Below are 6896 nucleotides of genomic sequence, written 5' to 3'. Positions count from 1 at the left end.
CGATGGTGGCCACGACGGGCCGCCCGGCGGCGAACCCCAGCTCTTCCGTCTTCGACGCGACGATCATCCCCAGAGGCCTCCGCGCCGCAGCGCCCAGAAGGCCGCCTGCTGCAGCAGCAGGGCGTAGGCGCCGGCGAACATATCGTCGATCATGATCCCCAGGGATCCGGGCAGCGCCTCGAGCCGCCGCGCGGGCCACGGCTTGACGATGTCCATCGCCCTGAAGAGCAGAAACGATACGCCGAGCGGCAGGATCCAGCCGGCGGGCGCGTCGAACGAGGGGACGGCGAGGCCGACCGGCAGCGTGGTCAGCAGGTAGCCGGCGGTCTCGTCGATCACGACCTGCCCGGGGTCCTTCTTGCGCCAGTAGGTCTCGGCGCCTTTCGCCGCCCAGAGGCCGAGCGCGAAGATCAGCGCCGCGGCGGCGAGGTGCAGCGGCCACGAGCCGAACCACCACAGCAACAGCACGAGCGGGATGGTCGCGGCGGTCCCGGCCGTGCCGGAGGCGATCGGGAAGTAGCCGCTGCCGAACCAGGTGGCGAGGATTCTGTGCAGGCGGGTCATGGCGTCGCGTCCTTGGCGGCGCGCGCGGGCGTTGCGCCTGGGCGCGCGGGCATTGCGGCGGAGCGCACGGACGATGCGCCGCGCGCGGGCGCATTCCCGCGGAGCGCGCTCATCGGGCGTCGCCCGCGAGCGTCGCGGTCAGCTCGGTCGGGGCGGCGCCGACGATCGTCGCGCGGGCGAACGAGCCCGCCGCGGGCGCCGGACCGGCGGGGGCGGCGATCAGCACGCGGCCGTCCACCTCGGGCGCCTGGCCGCGCCAGCGCGCCTCGAGCGAGCCGTCCTCGGCGTCCTCCGCCGGCCCCTCGACGAGCACCTCCAGCGTCCGGCCGACGCGGGCCTCGTTGCGGACGTGCGCCGCGGCCAGCGCGACCTCCTCCAGCCGTTCGCGCCGCTCCGCCTTCACATCCTCCGGCACGTCGTCCTCGCGGCCGTAGGCGTCGGTCCCTTCCTCGTGCGAGTAGGCGAAGACGCCGACGGCGTCGAAGCCGGCCGCGCCCACGAACTCCTCCAGCGCCTCGAACTCCTCGTCCGTCTCGCCGGGGAAGCCGACGATGAACGCGGAGCGGACGCCGGCGCCGGGGAGCGCGCGCCGCAGCTCCTCGAGCTGCCGCAGGTGGCTCTCCGCGTCGCCGGGGCGGCGCATCCGCCGCAGCGTCGCGGGGTGCGCGTGCTGCAGCGGCATGTCCACGTACTCGACGATCCGCGGCGCCCCCTCGGCGAGCGCCGCGAGCAGCTCGGGCGAGACGCGGCCCGGATAGAGGTAGTGCACGCGGATCCACGGCGGCGCTTCGTCGAGCCGCGCCGCGGCGCGCAGGAGCCGCGCGAGGCCGTCGGCGAGGCCGAGGTCGCGGCCGTAGGCGGTCGAGTCCTGCGCCACGAGGCAGGCCTCGGAAACTCCCTCGCGGGCGAGGCGCCGCAGCTCGTCGAGCACGTCGTCGAGCGGGCGGGAGCGCATCTTGCCGCGGAAGCTCGGGATGGCGCAGAAGGCGCACGTCTGGTCGCACCCTTCGGCGATCTTGACGTAGGCGCTCCACGGCGGGCCGACGACGCGGCGGCGCGGGTCGGCCGCGGCGAACAGCGCGCGCGCGGCGCCGCGCGGGGCGTCGAGCGGGTCGATCGCCGGGAGGCGCGGCGCGAGCACGCGCGGCGCCGCGGCGATCTCGTCGAGGCCGAGCAGCGCGTCGATCTCGGGAATCCCCTCGGCCAGCTCGGCGCCGCTGCGCTGCACGAGGCAGCCGGCGGCGACGACGCGCCGCCCCGGCGCGCGCCCCTTCCACTCCTCGGCCGCCAAGAGCGCCTCGATCGACTCCACGCGGGCGGAGTCGATGAAGGCGCAGGTGTTGACGACGAGGAGGTCGGCGTCCTCCGGGTCCTGGACGATTTCGGCGCCGGCCGCGGCGAGGCGGCCGAGGATCAGCTCGGCGTCCACTTGGTTCTTGGGGCAGCCGAGGCTGACCAGCGCGACGCGCCGCGGTCGGGTCATGGTCACGGGTAGAGGCGGTTGATCGTCCGCGGGAACGGGATCACCTCGCGGGCGTGGCGCACGCCGGTGATCCAGCAGACCAGCCGCTCGATCCCCATGCCGAAGCCGCTGTGGGGCACGCCGCCGAAGGTCCGGCAGTCCATGTACCACTTGAACGCCGCCTCGGGCAGGTTGTGCTCCTCGATCCGCCGCCGCAGCAGTTCGGGGTCGTGGATGCGCTGGCTGCCGCCGATGATCTCGCCGAAGCCGTCCGGCGCGATGACGTCCACCGCCAGCGCGCGGTCCGGGCGCTCGGGGTCCGGCTCCATGTAGAACGCCTTCACGCTCGTCGGGTAGCGGTGGATCATCACCGGGCTGAGGTGCCCTTCGCCGAGGATCGTCTCGTCCATCGCGCCGAGGTCGTTCCCCGGCTCGAACGGCGGCGCGCCGGCGGCCTTGGCCTTCTCGACGTTCTCGGGGCGGGTGAGGATCTCCGCGGCCTCGTCGTAGGAGATGCGCGGGAAGGGGCGCTTGATCCCCTCGAGCTGGGCGACGTCCCGCTCGAGCAGCTCGAGCTCCGGACGCCGGCGCTCGAGGACGCGGCCGACGACGTAGCAGACGAGGTCCTCGGAGAGCTCCATCACGTCGTCGAGCGTCGCCCAGGCGATCTCCGGCTCGATCATCCAGAACTCGGTGAGGTGCCGGCGGGTCTTGGACTTCTCGGCGCGGAACGTCGGGCCGAAGCAGTAGACCTTGTCGAAGGCCATGCAGCCCGGCTCCTGGTAGAGCTGGCCGGACTGCGAGAGGTAGGCCTTCTCGTCGAAGTAGTCGGTCTCGAAGAGCGTGCTCGTCCCCTCGCAGGCGGCGGGGGTGAGGATCGGCGAGTCCAGGAGCACGAAGTCGTGCTCGTACATGTAGTCGCGGATCGCCTTCTCCACCTCGTCGCGCACGCGCAGCGCGGCCCACGGGGCCTTGTGGCGCAGCCAGAGGTGGCGGTTGTCGAGCAGGAACTCGATCCCGTGCTCCTTGGGGCCGATCGGGTAGTCGCCGGAGTTCCCGACGACCTCGAACGACTTGACCTGGACCTCGTACCCGCCCGGGGCGCGCTTCTCCGCCTTCAGCGCGCCGACCGCGGAGAACGACGTCTCCTGCGCGGCGGCGCTCATCGCCTTGAACTGCTCCTCCGGGAGGTCCCGGACGGAGGCGACGGCCTGGCAGTTTCCCGTGCCGTCGCGCACGACGAGGAAGCAGATCTTCCCCTGCAGGCGGCAGTGGGTGACCCAGCCGCGCAGGGTGATCGTCTCCCCCACGTGGCCGGCGAAGTCGCGGATGCAGACCCGGGCGGGCGTGGTCATGGCGTCGTCAGTCCTCCGTTTCCTGCGGCTTGAAGTCGGCCATCAGCTTGGCCTGGATCTCGCCGGGGACCTTCTCGTAGTGGTCGAGCTCCATCGTGTACGAGCCGCGGTCGGACGTGACCGACTTCAGCGTGGCCGAGTACTCGAGCATCTCGGCCATCGGCACGAGCGCGCGGACGCGCGTCTTGCCGCCGGCGTTGTCGGAGCCCTGGACCTTGCCGCGGCGGCGGGTGAGGTCGCCGAGGATGTCGCCCATGAACTCGTCCGGCACGGTCACGACGACCTGCATGATCGGCTCGAGGACGACGGCGCCGGCCTCGGCCACGGCCTTCTTGAAGACCTCGCGGCCGGCGATCTGGAAGGCGATGTCCTTCGAGTCGACCGGGTGCTCCTTGCCGTCGAAGATGACCGCGCGGACGTCCACCATCGGGTAGCCGGCGATGACGCCCTTCTCCAGCTCCATCCGCACGCCCTTCTCGATCGAGGGCCAGAAGCCGCGGGAGATCGTGCCGCCGAAGATCTCGGAGTCGTACTTGAAGCCGGCGCCGCGCGGCAGCGGCTCGATGCGCATGTGGACTTCGGCGAACTGGCCCGCGCCGCCCGTCTGCTTCTTGTGGCGGTACATCTGGGACGACTTCTTGGTGATCGTCTCCAGGTAGGGGACCTTCGGCTTCTCGAGCTGCGCCTTGCAGTTGTAGCGCTTGGCGGCCTTCTCGCAGACGAACTTGACGTGGTCGGCGCCGAGGCCGGAGAGCATCAGCTCGTGGCTGCGCGGGTCGCGGTCGAGGCGGATCGTCGGGTCTTCCTCGGCCAGCTTCTTCAGCGCCTCGGCGATCTTCTCTTCGTCGCCCTTCGCCTCGCCGTGGACGGCGTAGGCGATGACCGGCTTGGGGAAGTTGATCGGGGCGAGCTTCTCGGTGCGCGCCTTGTCGGCGGTCAGCGTGTCGCCGGTGCGCGTCTCCTTGAGCTTCGTCACGAAGGCGATGTCGCCCGCCTTGACCTCGGGGATCTTGTCGCCGGCCTTGCCGCGCGGGACGGAGAGGCTGCCCATCTTCTCCGGCTGGGACTTGCTGGAGTTCCAGGAGGGGGCGTCGGCGGCGATCGAGCCGGAGACGACGCGGAAGTAGCTCACGCGGCCGGCGAACGGGTCGATGATCGTCTTGAAGACCTGCGCGCAGAAGTCGGCGTCGCCGACGCGGCGCGGGCCGCTCTGGCCGTCTTCCGCGGTCGCGGTCCACGTCGGCCCCTCGAACGGGCTCGGCGCGGCGGCGACGAGGGCGGCGAGCAGCGGGTGCACGCCGGCCATCGCGGTCCCGGCGACGGCGAAGACGGGGAAGACGCCGCGCACGGCGATCGCCTTCCTCAGCCCCTTGCCGAACTCCTCGTCGGTCAGCGTGCCGTTCTCGAGGAACGAGTTCATCAGCTCGTCGTCGCACTCGGCGACCATTTCCAGCAGCGCCTCGCGCGCCGCGTTCACGGCCTCGACCATGTCGGCCGGGACGTCCGCGACCTCGACGTCGGCGGCGCCGGGCTTGGAGAGGAACGCCTTGCGGGAGACGAGGCAGACCGCGCCCTTGATCTGCGGGCCGGCGTTGATCGGCAGCGAGATCGGCATGACCTTGCGGCCGAACGCCTCGGACAGCTCGGCGACGCTCTTGTCGAAGTCGGCGCGGTCGCGGTCGAGGTGGCTGACGGCGAACATCAGCGGCAGGTTGTCCTTCTCCGCCTCTTCGAACATCTTCTCGGTCTGCACGCCGATGCCGTCGAGGGCGTGGACGGCGATGATCGCCGCGTCGGAGGCGCGGAGCGCGGCGTACGCCTCGCCGATGAAGCTCGTGAACCCCGGAGCGTCGATGAAGTTCAGCTTGACGCCGTCCTGCTCGGCGCAGGCCACGGCCACCGCCATGCTCACCTTGCGCTCGACCTCTTCCGGATCGAAGTCGGTCGGCGCGGTGCCTTCGGCCACCGAACCCAGCTTGTCCGTCGCCTTGGCGGCGTAGAGCAGGGCGGAGACGAGGGAAGTCTTTCCGGAGCCACCGTGGCCGACGAATGCAACGTTGCGAATGTTCGCGGTGTCGTAGACCTTCATCTGAGCGCTCCTCAAGAGTGGCGGGGCCAGCGGGGTGGGTTCCCCCCGTGGACGACGCGACCGCGCGTCCGTCGGCCGCCGCGCGGCCGCCTCGGAGCGGCGGGGAAACATCGCCATTTCGGGTTCAGGCCCGTACGGAAAACACGAAACTTTAACAACGAAGGGCGCGGTGGCGCCAGCGCTCGTTTTGTCGCGGCCGGGCGGCGGAAAATCCGCACGGTGAAGCCGAGCCTGTTGCGTCGATGGTGGTTCGTCCGCGTCTCGGCGCGGCGGCCTCGTCGGGACGGTCGCGGCGGGGGCTCAGGCGCGGGCGAGCCAGTGCCTGGGGAAGAGGCGCGGGGCGTCGCGGGCGGTGGGGGTGGGGAAGTCGCGGGCGAGGACGCGTCGGGCAAGGGGGGGAAGGACGCGGAGGTCGCGGCGGAAGACGCGCCGGGCGAGGAGGTCGTCCCAGGAGAGGGGCCGGGCGAGGAGCCCGGCGGCCATGGCGGGTGTGGGTCCGTCGGTGAGGGCCTCGCGGCGTCGCTGGACGAAGTCGCGCCAGAACTGGAAGAGGGCGGCGCGGGCGACGAGGGAGGCGACGCGTCGGTCGAAGGCGATGGTCTCGCGGCGGTGCCCGGCGTCGCTGTGGCGGAGGAACTGGTGGAGGGCGTTGGCGGGGCCGAGGGCGCGGTTGTAGGCGGGGCCGGCGCGGCGCCGCGGGGGCGCGGGGAAGACGCGGTGGCGGACGCGCCCGGCGTAGCGGGGCCGGGCGAGGTTGGCGCGGAAGAGGGGGTCGTCGTCGGAGCGGAGCTCGAGGACGGCGCCGGGCGGGGTGCGGCGGAGGAGGTCGTCGACGTGTTCGCGGAAGGCGCGTCCGGGGAGCCCGGCGGGGAGCTCGGCGCGGAGGGCGGGGATCCGGGCGCGCTGGCGGGGCGTCCAGCGGGCGCCCTTGAGGCGGGGCGCGGCGGAGAGGCCGAGGAGGAGGGAGGTTTCGGGATCCACGGAGGTGCCGAGGGCGACCTCGAGCTGCTGGACGAGGGCGAAGGAGACGAAGTCGTCGTAGGCGACGGGTCCGGCGACGGGGAAGCCCTCGAGGATCAGGGCGGAGGCGAGGGCGGCGAGTCGTCCGAGCCGGTCGGCGGCGCGGACGGCGGTGGAGCGGGCGCAGGGGAGGCCGCGGGCGGCCTGGCGGAGCCCGGCGCCGTTGGCGAGGGCCTCGGCGAGGCGGGCGAGGATGTCGGGGCGCTTGGCGAAGTAGACGCCGGAGAAGGTCTTGGCGGAGAAGGTGCGTCCGCAGGCGAGGCAGCGGAAGCGGCGGACGGGCTCGGGCGCGGCGAGGGTGCGGAAGGAGCCGTGGCGCCGCCAGCGGAAGGGCCGGCCGCGCCAGGAGGGGCAGGGGTCCCACGGGCAGTAAGGCGGCGTCCAGGCCGGATCGGCGGGCCGGGGC

Annotated in this window: 5 protein-coding genes; all 5 read right to left on the bottom strand. The window is 72.6% G+C overall.

Annotation, left to right across the window (positions count from 1 at the left end; translation table 11 throughout):
- Window positions 1-63: 63 nt before the first annotated feature.
- The gene (locus LLG88_09900; protein MCE5247216.1) at window positions 64-564 is read right to left on the bottom strand and encodes a phosphatidylglycerophosphatase A; all 501 of its coding nucleotides are present in this window, start codon (window positions 562-564) and stop codon (window positions 64-66) included.
- 109 nt (window positions 565-673) lie between these two features.
- Window positions 674-2047, bottom strand: coding sequence for a 30S ribosomal protein S12 methylthiotransferase RimO (gene rimO / locus LLG88_09895; GenBank protein ID MCE5247215.1), 1374 nt, complete (start codon window positions 2045-2047; stop codon window positions 674-676).
- A gap of 2 nt (window positions 2048-2049) precedes the next feature.
- Entirely contained in the window at window positions 2050-3381 is a 1332-nt protein-coding gene (gene asnS / locus LLG88_09890; protein MCE5247214.1) for an asparagine--tRNA ligase, read from the bottom strand.
- Window positions 3382-3388: 7 nt separating this feature from the next.
- Window positions 3389-5470, bottom strand: coding sequence for an elongation factor G (locus LLG88_09885; GenBank protein MCE5247213.1), 2082 nt, complete (start codon window positions 5468-5470; stop codon window positions 3389-3391).
- A gap of 300 nt (window positions 5471-5770) precedes the next feature.
- Window positions 5771-6896 (bottom strand): hypothetical protein (locus tag LLG88_09880; protein ID MCE5247212.1); only part of this gene is annotated, 1126 nt, incomplete at its 5' end.

This window comes from bacterium, assembly GCA_021372775.1.
GTDB lineage: Bacteria > Acidobacteriota > Polarisedimenticolia > J045 > J045 > JAJFTU01.
This window is presented reverse-complemented; position numbering and strand designations above follow the sequence as displayed.

What these genes read in the sequence shown, in the direction of transcription:
- LLG88_09885 (MCE5247213.1), bottom strand. Translation starts at nt 5,470, where the DNA reads ATGAAGGTCTACGACACCGCGAACATTCGCAACGTTGCATTCGTCGGC.
- LLG88_09900 (MCE5247216.1), bottom strand. Translation starts at nt 564, where the DNA reads ATGACCCGCCTGCACAGAATCCTCGCCACCTGGTTCGGCAGCGGCTAC.
- rimO (MCE5247215.1), bottom strand. Translation starts at nt 2,047, where the DNA reads ATGACCCGACCGCGGCGCGTCGCGCTGGTCAGCCTCGGCTGCCCCAAG.
- asnS (MCE5247214.1), bottom strand. Translation starts at nt 3,381, where the DNA reads ATGACCACGCCCGCCCGGGTCTGCATCCGCGACTTCGCCGGCCACGTG.